Origin of the sequence: Flavobacterium suzhouense, from assembly GCF_042684765.1 — a bacterium.
Taxonomy (GTDB): Bacteria; Bacteroidota; Bacteroidia; order Flavobacteriales; family Flavobacteriaceae; genus Flavobacterium; species Flavobacterium suzhouense.
The window spans coordinates 130,818-149,887 of sequence record NZ_JBHUMD010000030.1 but is presented as its reverse complement, the minus strand read 5'-3'; the positions used below and the strand labels follow the sequence as shown (position 1 = coordinate 149,887).

Sequence of the window (19,070 nt, the reverse complement as noted above, 5' to 3'; positions counted from 1 at the left end):
GCTTTTTATATATAGACGACAGCAACCAATAAATGGTTGCATGCCTCTAAAACTTTTTTAATTTTTTCCGAGATTTATATCGCCGTACTCTGATTTTATATACATACGGTTTACACCCTGAGCTTTGTTGTAGCCTTTGTAGCGGGCACTATAATCACCTTCTCTCTTTTCGGTAAATTTAAGTCCTGATGCTCCTCTTACTCCGGCATATTCTACACTAAACTCAAAGTCGAAGGGTACGCTCTCAGTATAGTTCAGGCTAACATTGCTATAAGCAGCATTTATGGTGACATTTTTGGAGTCTTTGCCCAATGCACCTATTTTGATGTCACCATAACCGGTTGTGCAGTTGAAGTCACCGGAAACCAAACCAAATCGAAGTGCAGAATATTCTCCGGTTCCTACGGCAGTATCTACAATATTAACACTCAGGTCGCCATATTCAGTTCTGTAGTTAAGCATGTTTACTTCGCTTACTCTCATGTCACTATATTGGCCTACAAGCTTAATATTGTCTGTCTTTACAATGTTTAATGATGAATATTGTACATTAACATTCCCGCTTTTAATATAATTCAGTTTGCTGCTGTCACAATACTGTATCGTAATCTTATTGGAGTCGGCATTAAGTTCATCTACAGTTATCCTTCCATACTGGCAGTCAATATTGGCTTTGCCGTATATTTTTCCGGTAGTAATGCCTCCATATTGGTTGCTAAGGTTAATTCCGCCTCTTTTGGGGATTTTTATAGTGTAATTGATTTCCATAGAAAGGTTATTTCCTCCGCTCATATTTCCTATGCTTGTGCTCGCTTTTACAAGGGCTACAGTAGCATTTAGATCTATATTAATACTTTCTATCCTTTTAATTACTCTTTCTTCGTTATTGCCGCTAACTTTAATGGCAACCTCTATCTGTGTTTTATTTTCATCCCAGGTGGTTACATAAATGTTTCCAAACTGGTTGTTTACCTGCAATCCGCAATCGGCATTAACAATGTAAGCCTTAGCGATTCTTTTCTCTTTGGTGTATTTTCCTCCTTTAACACCATTTCCGGCCAATGCAAGACATGGCAGCATTAAAAGGAGCAGTGTAAGTTTATGCATTATTGTCTTCATGGTAGTTTTCTTTAATCTTTTTGATGTTTTCAATTTTTACAAGCACGTCTTCCAAAAATGATATCCTTGTCTGCAGATTGGTTATCATAGCATGGATTAATTGTTTGTTTTCGCCTTTTTTAGCCAGATCATGAGTTATTTTGTCATAATCAGCTTCAAGCTGTTGCATGTGTTTCATGGCATCAGCCACAAGCGTTTTTGTTTCAGGGGTATTCTCTTTTTGTACTTTTTCCAGCTCCTGATTTATTATCGAAGCAAAGTACATCTGCGTTTTTTCTGTTTTAGGCGATAGTTTAGCCATTGTTTTGTCGTTTCCATCAGGAGAGAAGGTAAACAGCATTGTAAGCAGTATAGCAATAGCAGCCGCTGCCGGCACAGCTAACCAGTAAATAAGTCCTTTTCCTTTTGGTTTTTTCCTGTTGTGCTTGTCAAGCCTGTCAAGGAAACGGTCTTCATGCCCTGCGGCAGGTTCTTCCATATCCCATTGGCTATCAAAGCGGCTAAATATCTCGTCCATTTTGTTTTCTTCTGTCTTCATTATCCTTTCAGTTTTTTGAGCAGGCTTTCCTTCGCCCTGCTTATGGTTGTACGGGTATTTCCGGCGGTAATGCCCATAATTTCACTAATCTCTTCCTGGTCGTAGCCCTCAATGTATAACAGGGTCAGCGCTATCCTGTAATTTTCCTTGAGGGAGTTTATAGCAGTGGCCACCTGCTGTATCTTAACTTCCCGGAAGTCTATTGCGGCTTCTTCGTTGCTGCCGTCATCATCAGCCACCTTATACAGCACATTGTCAATCGGGTCAAGGCTACTTTTGTTTATTTTTTTGTAGTTGTCAATACTATGGTTCACTACAATCTTTTTTAGCCATGCTCCAAAGGTCACTTCTCCTTTAAACGAATCCAGTTTTGTAAAGGCCTTTAAAAACGATTCCTGCATAATATCTTCGGCCCAATGGCTATCCTTTACTATCCGAAGGGCAGTATTGTACATAGGCTTATAATACCTGTTATAAACCTCGAACTGTGCGTTACGGCTGCCCGTTTTGCACTGTTCAAGTAATGAATCGATATCCTGGTTTGCGTTTGCCAATTGGTTGATTGATGATTTTATATAATGACTTTGGGTGTTACTGTATTGTTACACTTTTGTAGAATTATTTTTAATGTATAAATATACTAATGTAGCGATTATCTCTGTAAAGCCTTGAAAATATTGAGGTTTGAGCTAATAAAAAAAGCACCCCGAAAGGTGCTTAAGTTTTATATAATATATGCAAAGATTACTCCTGCATAGTATGGTATACGTTCATAACGTCGTCATCTTCTTCAATTTTTTCAAGAAGTTTCTCAACGTCTGCCACCTGATCTTCGGTTAGCTCTTTTGTAATTTGCGGTATTCTTTCAAAACCTGAAGAAAGTATCTCGATACCTCTGTTCTCAAGCTCTTTCTGAATTGCTCCGAAGCTTTCGAAAGGTGCATACATAACGATTCCGTCCTCATCAGCGAAGATTTCCTCAACGCCAAAGTCAATCATTTCAAGCTCAAGTTCTTCAACATCGCGTCCCTCAGCAGGTATACGGAAGTTACAGGTGTGGTCGAACATAAATTCAACTGAACCCTGTGTACCCATGGTACCGTTACATTTATTAAAGTAGCTACGGATGTTAGCCACAGTGCGGTTATTGTTATCAGTAGCAGTTTCTATAAGTATGGCAATACCGTGAGGCGCATAGCCTTCAAACAATACCTCTTTAAAGTTTGCTGTATCTTTATCAGATGCTTTTTTGATAGCCCTTTCAACGTTGTCTTTAGGCATGTTTGCCGCTTTGGCATTTTGTATAACAGCTCTAAGACGCGAGTTGGTTTCAGGGTTTGGTCCGCCTTCTTTAACGGCCATTACTATGTCTTTACCAATTCTTGTAAACGTTTTGGCCATTGCCGACCAACGTTTCATTTTTCTGGCTTTCCTAAATTCAAACGCTCTTCCCATAATTTATTTGTTTGCAGCACAAAAATAAACTTATTCCCTGTTTTTGCAAAAACAAATTAAGGTTTATATCGGTTATGCTTTTTGAGTATGAATTACACTAATGTCTTAATTTATAAAAAAAAACTTTTTTCCCTTATAAATTTGTTTCAGTTTACTGGTTATTAAATTTGTTCATATCGGTTAATATGTTAATGGCTTCTTTTATGTAAACGTCTGTTTTTGCTGTTTTTATCTTAAAGTCGTTAGCACTTTTCATGTATTCATCAAAATTCATTACATCTGAAGCGTATTTGGTGTTACTCACTTTAAAATCCTGTTCTTTTTCTGATGCCTCTTTAATATCTTTCCAAATGTCATCCATGCTGTGAACATCTGCAAAAACTGAATCGAAAGTAACGGGAACCGGAGCTTTATTACCCTCATAAAGCCAGTTTACGCGGGTATTTACAGCATTTATAAGTCTGAAATCATCATTTTCTTCAACCCTTGTCCTGCTATGGGCAATCACTTCTTCTTTATATTTTTCAGGAAGCCTTGCAAAAGAAATATTCAGGTCAATGCTGTCATTTTTAATGGCTGTTGGCATACTGCTTTCGCGCGGTAAAAGATCATCAAAGAAAGTAGGCAGCGGTACGTCCGGAACTATGCCAATATATTGGCTGCTTTTTCCTGTTACCCTGTAAAACTTATCTAAGGTTACTTTTATAAAATCTTCGGCTTTGTCGCTATCTTCAAGAGGAAGTATTGTTTGCATGGTCGCTTTGCCAAGGGTAGTGCTGCCTACAATAAGAGCGCGGTTATAATCCTGCATAACACCGGCAAAGAATTCACTGGCTGATGCCGATAGGCCATTTACCAAAATTACCATAGGCCCAGTATACAGCATGCCTCTGTTGTAGTCTTTTACCACATTATAGCTCCTGTCCTTATCGGTAACGATGGCTATAGGTCCAAAGTTTATAAACATACCCGCCATACGGATTACCTCATCCATAGAGCCTCCGCCGTTGTATTGAAGGTCTATGATAAGTCCCTGTATATTTTCCTGTTTAAGTTTTACGATCTCTTTGGCAACATCATCGGCACAACCCTGATTGTTATCATTGTCAAAGGCAGAATAAAAACTAGGTACTTTGATATAACCTACAGGGCGTTCATCACCCAAAATAAAGCTATATACACTATGGTCATCGGCCTTCATAACTGTTTTTTCCAGATTTACAGTATATACAGTACCGTCTTTTTTTCGGAGTGTCATCTGTACTTTTTTGTAGCTGTCAGAATATACAATATCGGTAATAGTCTGTAGTGAGGTACAGGTAACCGAGTATTCCGTTTTGTTTACCATCAGTTTTACGATCTGGTCGCCTTTGTCTATCTTTTGGGTTTTATAGGCCGGTCCTCCGGGTATAAGTTCATCTACAATAATTTCATCATCATCGTTCAGGCTAACGTACATGCCTAACGAATAGTTTTCGGATGAAATAGATGATACGAACGACGATTTTTCGCTGTAATTGAAATAGGTAGAATGTGGGTCGAAATAACCGCAAAAAGCCGAAAAGAACTTGTTGTAAATGCTATGGTCAAAGCCTTCGGGCGGAGAAAGCAGGTTGTCAAGCCTACACAGGTAGCTTTCAAATACTTTGTTTCGGGCAACTTCTCCAAGCTTGTCAAGGTTTTGCCTAAGCGAGTCTTTGTTTTTACTTAGTTTAGCTATGTCCTCAAGTATATCGTATGTTATCTTCTTACGAAGGAACTTTTTTGTCTTATCGGGGTCTGTATGATAAGGGAAAGTTTTCTTGGAATAGAAAATAGTGTCTTTAGTGTTGTAAGAAAGCGGTTCCTTACGGATTTGCTCTACATAATCCCTGTTGCGTTTCAGGGCTGTTTTATATGATGATATAAAATCACTGAAAAACGAACAGTTCTTGTTCAGTACATAATCGTCTATCATAAGCCTGTGTACTGCCAGCTTATCATATTCCTGTTGCAGGAAAAGTGTTTTGCTGTCATCAAGCTCTTCCATTACAGTATTAAAAACATAAACCGACAGACTATCGTCTACCGGTTTAGGTTTATAGTGCCTCGTCTGGAGGACATCGTTTATTTTAGAAAAAACTGTACACGCTTTATCATGTCGTTGTGCCTGTAATGTACAGGTTATCAAAAGTGCCAGTGCCAGTATTTTCTTCATAAGCTATTATTTTTTGTAGAAAGGCAGCTTCACCACTTGCGCAGGAATGTCATTTTTCCTGATACGGATGAAGATCTGGCTGCCCTCAGCTGCATACTCAGCAGGAACATAACCAAGACCGATGCCTTTGTTAAGCGACGGTGCCATAGTACCAGAAGTTACGATACCAATAACGTTTCCGTCTTTGTCTGTTATTTCATAATCATGTCTTGGTATACCTCTTTCTGTAAGTTCAAAACCTACAAGTTTACGGGTAACACCTTCTTCTTTTTGCTTTTTAAGCGCCTCAGAGTTAGTAAACTCTTTAGTGAACTTAGTAATCCAGCCAAGGCCTGCTTCAAGCGGAGACGTAGTATCGTTAATATCGTTTCCGTAAAGGCAGAAGCCCATTTCTAAACGAAGCGTATCGCGTGCAGCAAGACCAATTGGCTTAATACCAAAAGCAGCTCCTGCTTCGAATACTTTGTTCCAAAGTGCTTCAACCTGGTCGTTTTTAACGTAGATCTCAAAACCACCGCTACCTGTATAACCGGTTGCAGAGATGATAACATCACTAACACCTGCAAATTCACCCACTTCAAAGTGGTAGTATTTTATAGCGGAAAGGTCAACAGAAGTAAGCGATTGCATAGCTTCCATTGCTTTAGGCCCTTGTATTGCAAGAAGTGAATATTCTTCAGAAGCATTGTACATTTCTGCACCAACATCATTTTTTGAAGAGATCCAATTCCAGTCTTTTTCAATGTTAGAAGCATTTACCACTAAAAGGTATTTTTCTTCGCCCATTTTATAAACGATAAGGTCGTCTACAATACCTCCATTATCGTTAGGAAGGCAAGAGTACTGCGCTCTCCCTATAGTAAGGGTAGAAGCATCGTTGGTAGTTACTTTCTGGATAAGTGCAAGAGCGTTAGGTCCGGTGATAAAAAATTCACCCATGTGCGAAACGTCAAAAACACCTACACCGTTCCTTACGGTTTCGTGCTCTATATTTACTCCTTCATACTGAACAGGCATGTTATAACCTGCAAAAGGTACCATTTTGGCTCCAAGTCCTTCGTGAACGTGCGTAAGCGCTGTATTTTTCATTTTGTTTGTTGTAAATGGATTGAAGCCGCAAAATTATTGAAATTTACAAATTATGATGCAGATATTTTTAATAATTATTATTTATTTCACAACAAAAGGTAATCTTTCAGGTCTGTATAACTTTTTATGGCAATTGCCTGTTTTTCTACTGTAAGCAACGATGCCAACGAATCAGGTACAGGTATTGTAATTCCTAATTCTTTTTCTATGCTCTGCGGAAATTTAACGGGATGTGCGGTTTCCAGAAACACACCTGTATATCCGGCATTTTGTTCCATAAATTGTTTTAGCCCCAGATAACCCACAGCCCCATGAGGATCGGCTAAATAATTATGTTTATTGTATAAATGGTTAATAGCCTTTAGTGTTTCTGTATCATCAAAAGGATAGGAGGAAAGGTCTTTCTTCAGGCTGCCAAAGTTGCTCTCAAACAATTCCAGTATGCGTACAAAATTACTCGGACTGCTCACATCCATAGCATTAGAGAGGGTTTCTGTCGTAGTCCCGGGCTTATATTGCTGCGACTGCATAAAGCGGGGCACGGTATCATTTACATTTGTAGAAGCAATAAAATGGCCAACTGGCAGGCCGATTTTTTTTGCCATCAGCCCGGCGCATATATTGCCAAAGTTACCGCTGGGTACTGATATGGCCAGGGGTTTACCTAAATGCTTTAGTTGTTTATAGGCAAAAAAGTAGTAAAACATTTGTGGCAGCCAGCGTGCTACATTAATCGAATTGGCCGATGTCAGGTTGATATGTTTAAGCTCTTCATCTAAAAAGGCGTGTTTTACCATATCCTGACAATCGTCAAAGCTGCCGTTTACTTCAAGGGCTGTAATATTATTTCCCAAAGCCGTAAGTTGCTTTTCCTGTACATTGCTCACTTTACCAGAAGGATAAAGTATTACTACATTGATACCTTCAACTCCCAAAAAGCCGTTGGCTACAGCACCCCCTGTATCGCCCGAAGTAGCCACGAGTATGGTTGTTTTTTTGTTATCTCCTTTTGAAAAATAATTCAGGCAACGCGACATAAAGCGTGCACCAACATCTTTAAAAGCAAGGGTAGGGCCATGGTATAATTCAAGGGAATAGATGCCGTTTTCTACTTCTACCGTTGGAAAATCAAAGGAGAGGGTTTCTTCAACGATATTTCTTAAGATGTCCTGCGGAATCTCATCCCCTATAAACGGAGTAATGGCTTTAAGGGCTATTTCTACATCACTGTACTTTTCTATGTTGTTTATAAAATCTGATTCCAGCTGAGGTACGTTTTCAGGAAAGTATAATCCTTTATCGGGGGCAATGCCGGTTATGGCTGCTGCTGCAAAGCTTGTTTTTATATTGTGGTTATTCAGGCTGTAGTATTTCATGATATAATTTTTATCCCATCGGGGTTTATAGGAGATATGTGTATTTCAAAAGGAATATCGGTGGCTTCGAGTATTGCCGACATGGAGCGTGCGGTTTCATGAGCAGTTTCCTGTCCTTGGGATAAGGCAAATACCGATGGTCCCGATCCGGCAATTCCACTGCCAAGTGCACCGCTATTGGCTGCTGCCAGTTTAAGTTCGTTAAAATAAGGTATAAGTATAGAGCGTACAGGTTCTACGAGTTCATCGTGTAGCGAACGCCCTATAAGTCCATAATCGTTAGTGTACAGCCCACTTATTAATCCGCCCAGATTACCACACTGTATGGTTGCTTTTTTTAGCGATATGTTTTCTTTTAGTACCGATCGGGCATCTTTGGTCTTTAATTCTATCTGTGGATGCATTACAGTTACAAACAGTTCTGATGGAGAGGGCAGTGGTACAATGTCAAGCGGATCATAGCTTCGGACTAAAGTAAAACCACCTAAAAGCGCAGGAGCAACATTATCGGCATGAGGAGCACCGCTTGCAAGGGCTTCACCCTGCATGGCATAATATACCAGCTCTTTGTTCGATAACGGATATCCGCATAACGCGTTAATACCAAATACCGCACCGGCTGCGCTGGCGGCACTACTGCCTATGCCACTACCGGCCCTAATGCTTTTATCGATACTAATTTCAAAACCGAAATCTGGATTTAACCTTTCAATCAGGGCAAGTCCTGCCACACCAGCTACATTTTGTTTTATATCCAGAGGTAAGTCTGCTCCGGTAATTTCTTTTATACTAATACCTTTTTGCGAAGTTTTTGTAATTGTCATAACATCGCCAAAATCCAGGCATAACCCAAGGACATCAAATCCGCAGGAAACATTAGCAATGGTTGCCGGGCAAAATAGTTTTATTGTTTCCATAATTATTTGTTTCCTATCCTGATTACGTCAGCAAAAATTCCCGATGCAGTTACGTCGGCACCTGCACCTGCACCTTTTATCAGTAAAGGCTGATCCACATACCTGTCAGTATAAAACAGAACTATATTATCTTTCCCTTCAAGGTTATAGAACGGATGGTCTTTGGGGATGAACTGCAGGCCTACATTGGCTTTTTCATTTTCAAAAGAAGCTACAAACTTTAAACGGTCTCCCTGAGAAGCAGCTTTAGCATACAGCTCGTTAAAATGGGAAGCATGTGTTCTAAGCGATTCAAAAAAAGCATCAACACTTTCTGTATCCAGACACTCCTGAGGTAAAAACGAATGGTTTTCTATGTCTTCAATCTCCATTTCATATCCGCTTTCACGTATCAGGATTACCATTTTTCGCTTAACATCAATACCGCTAAGGTCAATTTTTGGATCAGGTTCGGTGTAACCTTCTGCCTGTGCCTGTTTTACCACATCATAAAATGAAGTGTGCTCATTAAAGTTATTGAAAATAAAATTAAGACTTCCGCTGAGCACGGCCTGTATTTTATGTACTCTGTCGCCCGAAGCAATAAGGTTTTTTAGTGTGTCTATAATAGGTAATCCGGCACCTACATTGGTTTCAAACAAAAAGGGAGCGTTGTACTGGCGTGAAATATCTTTTAATTCTTTGTAATTGCTGTAGGCAGATGAGCAGGCTACCTTGTTGCAGGTAACAACCGCAATGTTGTGGGCAAGATATTCGGCATAAGAGGCAGAAACAACGTCGCTGGCAGTATTGTCTACAAATATGCTATTACGGAGGTTGTATTTTTTAATGTTCTGAATAAAGGCCTTCGCATCGAGATGTTCTCCTGCTTCCAGTATTTCTTTACGTTGGTAAAGATCAATACCGTCTTCATCAAAATGCATCTTTCTGGAATTAGCAATACCTATAACCCTTACATTCATTCGTAAGTGATCTTTTAGGTATTTTTTTTGTGAAGCGATTTGCTCTAAAAACTTATCGCCCACATTTCCCACACCCATAACGTACAGGTTAAGCTGAACAGTATTGTCGTCAAAAAAAGTTTCGTGCAACGTGTTCAGGGCTTTTTTTACATCTTTCCTGTCAATTACTGCCGAGATGTTACGTTCAGATGCTCCCTGGGCAATAGCCCTTATATTTATATTGTTTCGTCCAAGGGTACTAAACATTTTACCGCTCAGTCCCTGATGGTTTTTCATGTTTTCGCCTACCACGGCAATAATAGACAAATCGTTTTCAAGTATGGCAGGTTTTATTTTTTGCTGTTTTATCTCAAAGTTAAACTCGTTGTCAATTGCTTTTTTTGCCTTCTTCGCATCACTTTCGGCTATACCAAGACAAATAGAATGCTCCGATGATGCCTGTGTTATGAATATTACACTGATGTTTTCTTTGGATATTACTTCAAAAAGCCTTTTAGAGAACCCTGCAACGCCCACCATTCCCGAACCTTCAAGGGTAACAAGTGTAATATTGTCGATATTGCTTATACCGCGTATTGAATTGGAGCTTTTTGCTTTAAAATGATTGTTGATTATGCTGCCATGTGCCTCTGGATCGAAAGTGTTTTTAATATGAAGCGTAATGTCTTTGTTAAGTATGGGCTGTATGGTAGGCGGGTAGAGTACTTTGGCACCAAAGTGAGATAACTCCATGGCTTCTTCAAAAGTAATGTGTTCTATGGGTACTGCCTGTTTAACCAACTTAGGATTGGCAGTATAAATTCCGTTAACATCGGTCCATATTTCTAATGAGGGTACATCAAGAGCCGCTGCAATAATAGCTGCAGTATAGTCCGATCCGCCTCTGCCAAGTGTTGTTACATGACCATCCTCGGATTGTGCAATGAATCCGGGGAGTATAGTAATCGCGGCTTTGTTTTTATCGAAGTAGTGTTGAATCAACAGGTTACTAATCTCAAAATTAACTACGGCTTTGCTAAAATGACTGTTGGTTTTAATAAGTTCCCTACTGTCTGCAAGGCTGCAATTATCTTCCTGCGCCTTAAGTACTTCAGAAATGATATACGAAGACAGTACTTCACCAAATGACATGATGAGATCTTTGGTACGTTCCGATAGTTCGCCCAGCAAATAGCAGCCGTCGAGTAGGGTTTCCAATTGGTTCAGTTCGCGTTTAACATGGCTAAGAACAGCACTTTGACCAGTGGCCGGAATTAGGCTTTTTACAACTTCAATATGCCTGTTTTCTATTTGCTGGAGTAGCTGTTGGTAATCCGTTTCTTTGTTTGAAGCGTGTTTTGCAGACTGAAGCAGCATATCGGTAACACCCCCAAAAGCGGATACTATTACGGCTACGGAATTATTTTGTTTTTTATTTTTAATAATGCTGATGCATTGGGCTATATTTTGGGCGTTGGCAACAGAGGAGCCTCCGAATTTCAGGATATTCATATAGATTGTTTTTCATTAAAATAAATGTGGAAATAAAACAGGTTGTTCCTGTCATTTAGCTTAAATGACCGCGAACGGGGCTATATGAAATGATTATACCCCTGACGGGGTAGTAGTTGTTGTAGTAGTAGAGGTAACAGCAGTAAACCCAACAGTTGCCGGGTTAAGTGAAGTTAAATATTTCTTGCTGTTTACTAACATATACTTACAAATGTAATAAATTTACGTAGCTGTAATACAAAGCGTAAGCGTTTTACGGATTTTTTATAAATGCATCCAAAAAACTAGAATATGAAGATTTTTAGTGCTCAACAGATAAGACAGGCTGACGAAACTACAATTTTGAGTCAGAATATAACTTCAACAGAACTTATGGAACGTGCAGCCGGTAAAGCTTTTGAATGGATTAGAACCAGATTTCCTGATAAGGCTACTCCTTTTTATATTTATTGCGGTCAGGGTAATAATGGAGGAGACGGACTTGCTATTGCCCGTATGCTTTTGCATGAAGGTTATGGCAATATAAAAGTTGAGATTGTAGAGAATACCGGCAGCCCGACTAAAGATTTTTCTATCAATAAACAGAGAATGGAGCAGGCAGGCATTTCCTTTGAAAAGATTAATGGTAATAGTGTTGGTGGTCTGGTTATTATAGATGCGCTTTTTGGTATAGGACTTAACCGCGAGTTGAGTGATGAGGTAAGACAGGCAATCAGGACCATAAATGCTAAAGAAGCTACCGTAATTTCTATCGATGTGCCATCAGGGATGTTTATGGACAGGAAAACCGACCTAGCCGTAAAGGCAGATGTCGTGCTTACATTCCAGTCACCTAAGCTACCTTTTTTCTTTGCCGGCAATAAAGACTTTGTAAACGATTTTGAAGTACTGGATATAGGTTTAGACAACGAATTCATAACCGCGACAAAAGTTAACCATCATTATATCGATGCCGATATTATACTAAACTATTACAAACCTGTTGCTAAGCATGCTCACAAAGGTACCCAGGGGCATGCTGTTATTATTGGAGGCAGCTATGGCAAAATAGGGGCGGTATGCCTTTCGGCGAAAGCGGCCTTAAAAAGCGGCTGCGGACTCATAACGGCATATATTCCGCAGTGTGGTTATGATATCCTGCAGTCTTCATTTCCCGAAGCAATGGTACTTACCAGCGGACTGGAGCATATTGATACCATTCATTTTGAATTTGAACCCCGTGCAATTGGTTTAGGTCCCGGCTTAGGCCAGCATGCCTATACACAAAAAGAAATAGGAGATTTTCTGAGTAAAAACAAGATACCTCTGGTTATTGATGCTGATGCGCTTAATATCCTTTCACAGAATAAGGAATGGCTTAAGCTGCCTCCGGAAAACACCATACTTACCCCACATCCTAAAGAACTTGAAAGACTTATGGGCAGTTGGAATGATGATTTTGATAAGCTCGAAAAGATGAAGGCTTTCTCTAGAGAGAACGACATTATTCTTGTATCTAAAGATGCTTGTACAATGATTGTGCATAATGATAAAGTATACGTAAATTCTACAGGAAATGCAGGACTGGCAACAGGTGGGAGCGGCGATGTGCTAACGGGGATCATTACCGGACTGCTTGCTCAGGGATATAAACCTATTGATGCAGCAATATTTGGGGTATATCTGCATGGACTCTCAGCAGATATTGGTGTAAAAGAAACTTCCAGGCAGGCATTTATAGCGTCAGATATTTTGAAGTATATGGGTAGGGCGTATCTGGAGATAGATGGGGGACGTTAACCACAAGGAACACAAAGAGTTTTCACTGAGGGCACAAAGCTTAGTGAACATAGTGTCTGCTTAGTGATCTTTGTGGTAAAATACCAAAGTCTGGTTTGTTTGTTTATTTAAAAACACCACCCCAAAATGAAAAGTTATCAAAAATCTTGTTTTTTAATTATGGTTTAATGAATTTTGGCATCTCAAATAAACCATAACGATGGAAACAATACATTATATAAGCAGCGACCTTTTATCGCTTGAAATCGTAAACGATATCATTAGTCAGGATAAAAAACTGGCACTTTCTGAAGAGGCAAGGGTAAACATAGAAAAATGCCGTACTTACCTTGATGAGAAGATGAAATCTCATAGCGACCCGATTTACGGTATCAATACAGGTTTTGGTTCACTTTATAATGTAAAGATATCTAATGAGAACCTTTCGCAGCTTCAGGAAAATCTTGTGAAATCGCATGCTTGCGGTACAGGAGAGGAAGTGCCTGAGGCGATCGTTAAGATCATGCTGCTTTTAAAAATCCAGTCGTTAAGCTATGGTCATTCAGGGGTACAGCTTGAAACTGTAGAAAGGCTTATCGATTTTTATAACAACGACATACTTCCTGTAATATACAATCAGGGTTCGTTGGGCGCTTCGGGCGATCTTGCTCCGTTAGCACACCTGTCACTTCCTTTATTAGGAGAGGGAGAGGTTTATATGGACGGTTTCCGTCAGCCTGCAGCCAAAGTTCTTGATAAAATGGGGTGGAAGCCTATCGTGCTGAAATCTAAAGAAGGTCTTGCGTTGCTTAACGGTACGCAGTTTATGAGTGCTTATGGTGTATATGTATTGCTAAAGTCGGTTAAGCTGTCATACCTTGCTGATGTTATTGCAGCGGTTTCTCTTGAAGGTTTTGACGGACGTATAGAGCCTTTCAATGAATTGATACACATGGTTCGCCCTCACAAAGGGCAGATTGTTACTGCAAAACGTTTTAACGAACTACTTGAAGATAGCGAGATCATTATACAGGCAAAACAACACGTACAGGATCCATATTCATTCCGTTGTATCCCTCAGGTACACGGAGCCACAAAAGACACTATTGATTACGTTAAGAAGGTTTTCCGTACCGAGATCAACTCAGTTACTGATAACCCGAATATCTTTATAGAAAGTGACCAGATAATTTCAGGTGGTAACTTTCACGGACAGCCACTGGCACTTACACTTGATTTCTTAGGGATAGCGCTTTCTGAACTTGGCAGTATTTCTGAACGAAGAACATACCAGCTTATCTCAGGGCTTCGCGGATTGCCACCATTCCTTGTAAGCAATCCGGGACTTAACTCAGGATTTATGATTCCGCAGTACACTGCTGCGAGTATTGCCAGCCAGAACAAGCAATTGTGTACGCCGGCAAGTGCCGACAGTATTGTATCATCAAACGGGCAGGAAGACCATGTAAGTATGGGGTCTAATGCTGCGACTAAAGCACTTAGGATTGTTGATAACCTTGAGCGTATCCTTGCTATTGAGTTGATGAATGCTTCTCAGGCTATTGAGTTCAGAAGGCCACTTAAATCGAGTGAATTCCTTGAGGCTTTCGTGAAATCTTACCGTGAAGAGGTGCCGTTAGTAACCGAAGACCGAATACTGCATTACGATATAGAGAACACTATAGCGTTTCTTCATAACCTTCAACTTGACGAAACCGTATTTGAATAATAAACAAAAAGCTCCCACGAAAGTGGGAGCTTATTGTTTTAATCAGTAAGTGTCATTTCAACCACAATTCTGCCATAACCTCTTTCGGTTTTCGGGTTTTGCTGCCATTTACCTTCTTTATATGCCCATCCTAATGGTACATCGGTCATTTCGCAAACAAATCCTGGACCGTAGGCATAAAGATGAGCCGGAAATTTGTCATCGTTTGTATCACCTAGTCTGTTTTGTTTTATGGTAATAATTTCCATTACTACAAATAAGCCTTCCTCGGGAATTCTTATCAGGCTTTTTGAGAAATCAACAATAGCGCTTTTTTGTTTAGGCTTTACGTTTACAAGAATGTTCTTGTTGTAAAGATAATCTCCCGGGCTGCCATCTTCATTAGCACTGTATATTCTCATGTTAAATGTGTTCTCCTTAAGTGTCTCCAGTTTAAATTGAATTTTGTCTAGAAACGGCGTGGCTTCATATTCAGGTTTGTAAGGGATATAGCTTGCCATCATCAGGATTGCACTACTGCCTCCGGCATGGCCTGTCCAGGTGTTTTTTGCTTTTTTTATAGGGTTAACTACAATTGAATGTTCACCTTTTTTATTTCCTATTGTTACTTCGTTAAGTTCAATGGGTTGAGGTGTTAAAAACACTGTTTCTTTAATTTCAGAGGTTTTTAATGATACATCTCCAAAGCCTACAGCGCTAAAGAAAATATCGGTTGTAGCACTAATATCATCAGGAAGATTGAAATTGCCGTTTTCATCAGCACTTAATGCGATGTTTTTTTCTCCTTTTACAGAGATATTCACATAAGGGATGGGGTCTTTAGTAGTGTTGTCCAGTATAGTGCCTTTGATTTGAGCAAAAGATGTAAATGAGATCATTGACAGCAAGAGCAGGCAAAAGGATTTATGCATAGGTTTTATTGGTTTGGTTGCCAATAATAACTACAATTGATAAGATTTATTTTATAGAAAAGTCTTTTATCTAAATCTGTTATCTAAAATCTACAAAGCAGTTATTTCTTTTCTCACTTTTGCAGGAAGTTTATCATGTATCAATTGGTAAGCAGTTTTAGCATAGTATTCCCATTCCTTTTTGCTCAGGCGACTGATGTTGTCAATGTGAACCCATTTGTAACGTGCCATGTATGGAGCAGGGATAAAACCTTCGCGTTGCGTAAGGGTTTCAAAATCTTCATCGGTAGCTTTAATTGAAGCGCTCACAGGAACCGAGTCAGGCGCAGTTACGATGAACATCTTCCCGCCAACATTAAAGCACAGGTGATTGTCCCATTTAATATCTTCAGTCATTCCGGGGAATTGTTTGCAGATATGTTGAAGCTCTTCTATTGTCATGTTTTTAAAATCTAAATTCGGGTTTCAATAATGAATAAGCAACAGAATCTTCGGGGATATCATTTACAACATAATGCTGTCGCAATACACCTTCTTTCTGAAAACCAAATTTCGTAAGCAGTTTTACGGATGCCGTGTTCCACTCGGCTACCAATGCTTCAATACGGTGCAGGTTCATTTCGTTAAAACCATACTTAAGAATAGCATATAAAGCCTCACTCATCAGGCCTTTCTGTTTGTAGGCATCATTATCTAGCGCATAACCAATTTCAGCTCTTCTATGGTCAGGAACCCAGGTATGAAAACCGCATGCGCCTATATGCTTACCTGTTTCCTTATCTATCATCTGAAAATTGGCAAACGACCTGTTGTAGGTGGCAATGCCAAGGCTGAATTTTTCTTTTTCCTTTGCGAGTGCCTCTGTAGAGTCGAGGCCTAAAAAAGCCATCAATTCATCATCACTCATTGTGGTAAATACATGCTTTGCTACCTCAGGCGTATATAATCTGAGTAGCATTCTTTCGGTGTGAAGTTCTTTAAATTGCAATGTTATTACTTTTTCTCCTCGGCAACAAATACCTCGTCAAGCCTTGAGAATTTAGGGTCGGTGGCTATGGTAACCTTTTGGATATAGGAATCTTTTTTGGTCTTCGTGATCTTAACTGTCATAACTCCCGGTTTTGTTACATCCGGTTTTCGCTGCGCCGTAGCGGGAGTAGGAGTTACGGTATAGGTACAGTCGTCTATCCATACAATTTCAAAATCATAGGTCTCATCGCTTTTCTCCATTCTTTCCGTCTGAATGTTGTCTTTGCGGGTTATTATACAAACCTCTTTGCTTTTAGGGTCGGTAAACTTAAATGTACCATTTTTGAATTTTGCACATTCCTGGCTATAGCCAATACAAGACAACAATAGTGTAGTGGCGGATAGTATGATTTTGCGTTTCATAACTTATTTATTTAAAAAGTCGTTATTTTTCCTTTCAGATATGACTTTGGCTGCCAGCAGTACTAATGAGATGAATTGCCCACCCATGCCAATAATTAGCATCAGGGAAGCTCCAGGCCAGTGCATCAATTTAAAAAGAGCGCCAACAACCATAAGAGCCGTAGCCAGAATAAATATAACAAGTATATGTAAGTATTTCATGTGTTTTAACTTTATAGTAAGAAAATAGCTAATAATCCAAGTGTAGCAGGAACGCCCTGTACATAAAAGATTTTCTTTTGTACCGTAGCTGCACCATATAATCCTGCAACCAATACGCAGCCTAAAAAGAAGGTAGCAACATGAGCAGCCCACTCAGCATTGCATATTAATAGCGACCAGATAAGTCCTGCCGCTAAAAATCCGTTATACAATCCCTGATTGGCAGCCATAGATTTGGTTGGTAAAAACAACTCCTGTGGTAGTGTCCTGAATACTTTACGGGCTCTGGTGAGCCATGCGAACATTTCGAGCCAAAGTATGTAAATGTGGATCAGGGCTACAAACGCAATTATAATCTTGGCAGCTATATGCATAGATATTGGTTTTAAAGTTTGAAACTTTTCTCGATGGCACGGATCATCTCTCCGGCAATGTCTTTGCTTGTAGCACCTTCTATACCTTCAAGTCCCGGCGATGAGTTTACTTCAAGCAATAACGGACCTTTAGTTGAACGGATAATATCCACACCGGCTACCTTAAGGTTCATGGCTTTAGCAGCTTTAATTGCGATACGTTTTTCTTCAGCAGTTGGCTTTATAACTGATGCTGTTCCACCAAGGTGTATATTTGCCCTGAATTCTCCCGGAAGCGCCTCACGCTGAATGGCCGCTACCACTTTGCCATCAATCACAAAAAGGCGAAGGTCTTTACCATTAGCCTCCTTTATAAATTCCTGAACTAATATATTCGCGTTAAGACTCTTGAAAGCATTGATAACACTCTCCGCAGCCTTTTTGGTTTCGGCTAATACAACGCCTTTACCCTGAGTGCCTTCAAGCAGTTTTACGATAAGCGGAGGTCCGCCCACCATTTGGATAAGGTCGTTTGTATCAAGAGGTGAGTTGGCAAATCCTGTAGTAGGAATGTCAACGCCACTGTTAAGCAACAGTTGTAGCGAGAACAGTTTGTCTCTCGATTGTGTTATTGCAGATGATGAGTTAAGCGAATACACTTTAAGCGCCTCGAAATGACGTGTTATGGCACAGCCATAAAATGTCATGCTCGGGCGTATACGCGGAATAACGGCATCAAAGTCGTTTAATATCCTTCCGCCACGATAGTGGATCTCAGGCGTATGCGCATCCAGTTTCATGTAACAGTACTTCAGGTTCAGGAAATGCATTTCGTGACCACGCATTTCACCGGCTTCCATAATACGGCGGTTACTGTATAGCTCAGGGTTACTGGCAAGGAGCCCAATACGAAGCCCTTTTTTTTCTTCGTTGCTGTTGTTGTAATATTCTTTTAATTTTTCCTGTGTAGGCTGACCTAAAAGGTATTTTTGTTCAGGGTCAACCAATATGCGTCCGCTCATGGCTTCACGTCCTAAAAGCATACGAAAACCCATAGAGTCACGGTTAGTAAGCGTAACTTCAACTTCCCAGTTGGTTTCGCCTACTTTAATGCCTGTTTTTATAACATAACGCTGTTCGCGGTAACCGCTGGAGCTTTTTACCACACGTTTATCTACCAAACGTGCCTGGCAGTGTATGATGGTTTTTGAATTGTTCTGTATCGGGTTAATGTCAAATTTTACCCAATTGTCGCCATCTTTTTGAAAAGGGGCGATGTTAATGGCGTGAAGTGCAGAGGTTTTGGCACCAGAATCTACACGGGCCTTTATGGTAGGTATACCAAGCTCGGGGAATGCACACCACTCTTCACTACCTACAATTACTTTGTCCAGCATTTTAATACGATTTGTAATCTAAATTACTACTTTTTTTTATTGTGAAAAGTATTGGTTTCGATTTTAGTCAAATTTAATGATATCGTAATGCCGAAAAATTGTAAGTTGAGGTTATGTTTTTTATATTGAGTGGTTTAGGTGTTTTTTAGATTGAGTATAAATTTGTTAATTGTTTATTGTCTCAA

18 protein-coding genes are annotated in these 19,070 nt (G+C 39.8%); 2 read left to right on the top strand and 16 right to left on the bottom strand.

Going from position 1 to position 19,070, the window contains the following annotated elements:
* Positions 1–57 precede the first annotated feature (57 nt).
* From ACFSR3_RS16475 to thrA, 9 genes are all read right to left on the bottom strand, one after another.
* Positions 58–1,119, bottom strand: a complete 1,062-nt coding sequence (locus tag ACFSR3_RS16475) for a hypothetical protein (RefSeq protein ID WP_379822555.1) — start codon at positions 1,117–1,119, stop codon at positions 58–60.
* Positions 1,100–1,657: a hypothetical protein gene (locus ACFSR3_RS16470; RefSeq protein ID WP_379822554.1), complete on the bottom strand. Its 558-nt coding sequence runs from the start codon at positions 1,655–1,657 to the stop codon at positions 1,100–1,102. Before ACFSR3_RS16470 ends, ACFSR3_RS16475 begins: the two co-directional genes overlap by 20 nt.
* Positions 1,657–2,211, bottom strand: coding sequence for an RNA polymerase sigma factor (locus tag ACFSR3_RS16465; protein ID WP_379822553.1), 555 nt, complete (start codon positions 2,209–2,211; stop codon positions 1,657–1,659). Before ACFSR3_RS16465 ends, ACFSR3_RS16470 begins: the two co-directional genes overlap by 1 nt.
* A gap of 190 nt (positions 2,212–2,401) precedes the next feature.
* The gene (locus tag ACFSR3_RS16460; RefSeq protein ID WP_114757190.1) at positions 2,402–3,112 is read right to left on the bottom strand and encodes a YebC/PmpR family DNA-binding transcriptional regulator; all 711 of its coding nucleotides are present in this window, start codon (positions 3,110–3,112) and stop codon (positions 2,402–2,404) included.
* A gap of 151 nt (positions 3,113–3,263) precedes the next feature.
* Entirely contained in the window at positions 3,264–5,309 is a 2,046-nt protein-coding gene (locus ACFSR3_RS16455) for a S41 family peptidase (protein ID WP_379822551.1), read from the bottom strand.
* Positions 5,310–5,315: 6 nt separating this feature from the next.
* Positions 5,316–6,398, bottom strand: coding sequence for a glycine cleavage system aminomethyltransferase GcvT (gene gcvT, locus ACFSR3_RS16450; RefSeq protein WP_114757192.1), 1,083 nt, complete (start codon positions 6,396–6,398; stop codon positions 5,316–5,318).
* A gap of 86 nt (positions 6,399–6,484) precedes the next feature.
* Complete coding sequence (gene thrC, locus ACFSR3_RS16445; protein ID WP_379822550.1) at positions 6,485–7,774, bottom strand: threonine synthase; 1,290 nt, start codon at positions 7,772–7,774, stop codon at positions 6,485–6,487.
* A complete protein-coding gene (locus tag ACFSR3_RS16440; protein WP_379822548.1) occupies positions 7,771–8,691 on the bottom strand; it encodes a homoserine kinase in 921 nt (306 codons plus the stop codon). Before ACFSR3_RS16440 ends, thrC begins: the two co-directional genes overlap by 4 nt.
* Positions 8,692–8,693: 2 nt before the next feature.
* Positions 8,694–11,144: a bifunctional aspartate kinase/homoserine dehydrogenase I gene (thrA, locus tag ACFSR3_RS16435; protein WP_379822546.1), complete on the bottom strand. Its 2,451-nt coding sequence runs from the start codon at positions 11,142–11,144 to the stop codon at positions 8,694–8,696.
* 291 nt (positions 11,145–11,435) lie between these two features.
* Here thrA and ACFSR3_RS16430 point away from each other — a divergent pair, with 291 nt between their 5' ends.
* The gene (locus ACFSR3_RS16430; protein WP_379822544.1) at positions 11,436–12,923 is read left to right on the top strand and encodes an NAD(P)H-hydrate dehydratase; all 1,488 of its coding nucleotides are present in this window, start codon (positions 11,436–11,438) and stop codon (positions 12,921–12,923) included.
* Positions 12,924–13,122: 199 nt separating this feature from the next.
* Positions 13,123–14,631 carry a histidine ammonia-lyase gene (gene hutH, locus ACFSR3_RS16425; protein ID WP_379822543.1) on the top strand — a complete coding sequence of 503 codons (1,509 nt, stop codon included), beginning with the start codon at positions 13,123–13,125 and terminating at the stop codon, positions 14,629–14,631.
* 38 nt (positions 14,632–14,669) lie between these two features.
* On the opposite strand, the gene ACFSR3_RS16420 is transcribed toward hutH, so the two are convergent.
* From ACFSR3_RS16420 to rimK, 7 genes are all read right to left on the bottom strand, one after another.
* Positions 14,670–15,542 carry a carboxypeptidase-like regulatory domain-containing protein gene (locus ACFSR3_RS16420; protein WP_379822542.1) on the bottom strand — a complete coding sequence of 291 codons (873 nt, stop codon included), beginning with the start codon at positions 15,540–15,542 and terminating at the stop codon, positions 14,670–14,672.
* A 90-nt stretch (positions 15,543–15,632) separates the two neighbouring features.
* Positions 15,633–15,983: an MmcQ/YjbR family DNA-binding protein gene (locus tag ACFSR3_RS16415; RefSeq protein ID WP_379822541.1), complete on the bottom strand. Its 351-nt coding sequence runs from the start codon at positions 15,981–15,983 to the stop codon at positions 15,633–15,635.
* Positions 15,984–15,987: 4 nt separating this feature from the next.
* Positions 15,988–16,500, bottom strand: a complete 513-nt coding sequence (locus ACFSR3_RS16410) for a GNAT family N-acetyltransferase (RefSeq protein WP_379822539.1) — start codon at positions 16,498–16,500, stop codon at positions 15,988–15,990.
* 35 nt (positions 16,501–16,535) lie between these two features.
* Positions 16,536–16,934, bottom strand: coding sequence for a hypothetical protein (locus tag ACFSR3_RS16405; RefSeq protein WP_379822537.1), 399 nt, complete (start codon positions 16,932–16,934; stop codon positions 16,536–16,538).
* Between the two features lie 3 nt (positions 16,935–16,937).
* Positions 16,938–17,135, bottom strand: a complete 198-nt coding sequence (locus ACFSR3_RS16400; protein WP_379822536.1) for a GldL-related protein — start codon at positions 17,133–17,135, stop codon at positions 16,938–16,940.
* 11 nt (positions 17,136–17,146) lie between these two features.
* Entirely contained in the window at positions 17,147–17,509 is a 363-nt protein-coding gene (locus tag ACFSR3_RS16395) for a DUF1304 domain-containing protein (RefSeq protein WP_379822535.1), read from the bottom strand.
* 11 nt (positions 17,510–17,520) lie between these two features.
* Positions 17,521–18,885, bottom strand: a complete 1,365-nt coding sequence (gene rimK, locus ACFSR3_RS16390) for a 30S ribosomal protein S6--L-glutamate ligase (RefSeq protein WP_379822534.1) — start codon at positions 18,883–18,885, stop codon at positions 17,521–17,523.
* Positions 18,886–19,070 lie beyond the last annotated feature (185 nt).